The sequence below is a fragment of the Thermodesulfovibrio sp. Kuro-1 genome, assembly GCF_006538445.1.
GTDB classification, from domain to species: Bacteria; Nitrospirota; Thermodesulfovibrionia; order Thermodesulfovibrionales; family Thermodesulfovibrionaceae; genus Thermodesulfovibrio; species Thermodesulfovibrio yellowstonii.
In genome coordinates this window covers 1-1,098 of sequence record NZ_BJKS01000011.1, presented here as the reverse complement: position 1 = coordinate 1,098, position 1,098 = coordinate 1, and the positions used below count along the sequence as shown (strand labels likewise).

Below are 1,098 nucleotides of genomic sequence, written 5' to 3'. Positions count from 1 at the left end.
TTTTTTTACCTCCTCCATTAAAAGTTAAAGTTTAATCTAACACCGTATACATTGCCTGCTTTTGTGTTTTCGGAGTCTCTATCTTTGTCACGGATATATTGATAATCAAAGGTTATGTCTGAACTAAGAGATTTATAACTGAATAGCTTGAATTTAATATATCCCTCAAAAACCTGACTGTTGTTGAGTTCTTCATTCTTTGATGGACTCTTAAGATAGGCATAACCAACTCCTACTTCATCATCTTTCCTTCCCCATACACTTCCATTGAGATTTAATCCAATTGAATACATTCTGTTATAATTTACTTTTGCAGAGTCATCCTGCCATCCTGCCCTGAAAAAAGCTCCCAATATATCCTTTATCAATTGCTGGTCAAAGGATACTCCAATGCCTTTTAGTGCCTTGTATGCATCAGTATCCCAGTTTTCAAATCTTTTGTTCGTTGTATATGCATAAACTCTGTAATTTCCTTCTCCAATAGGAGTCTCAAGTTTGTATCCCACCTGCGCTCCAAACCAGTTGTAGTGCCTTACATCCATGTCTTCATTGTCATTTTTTGAACGCATACCAACTAATCTCACATGAAACTTGTCCCACTCAAACTCTGCTGCAACACCTCCATCATAGCTTGGAAGATTTGCAAGAGGATTGTGAACCAATGCTTCATTCATGAATTGAGTTATTTCATCTGCTGCATAGGCATTGTCATCAATTAAGGTTGTAGAGTCAATTATTCCTGCAGTAAGCTTTAGTGAGATATCTTTCTGAATAGGGAACTTATGGGAATACCATAGCTCCTGTAGATGGTCTCTTGAGTGCCCATTCATGTTTCGTAAGTCAACAAAAAGGTCATCAGCATTTGGCGATAATTTAAAGGGATATCCTGAGTTTTCTGAATGAAATCCGCTTCCTTTTGCAAAGCTTGCCCTTAGGAAAAATTCATCATTTTCAGTTGGTTTGAATGATACATTAAAATCAATTACTGCTGAACCACGGTCTTTGTTATGCACATCCCCTTGAGCTTTGTTTAACCATTGGTAAACTCCCGTTGCTGCCCCTGAAATAGATAGCTTGTCCGTGATGTCTACTGCATAA

At 37.6% G+C, this 1,098-nt stretch carries 1 protein-coding gene; it reads right to left on the bottom strand.

All coding sequences use genetic code 11. The features are described from left to right. Positions 1-17 precede the first annotated feature (17 nt). A partial coding sequence (locus tag FLY87_RS10040) for a carbohydrate porin (RefSeq protein ID WP_141267109.1) occupies positions 18-1,098 on the bottom strand: 1,081 nt, incomplete at its 5' end.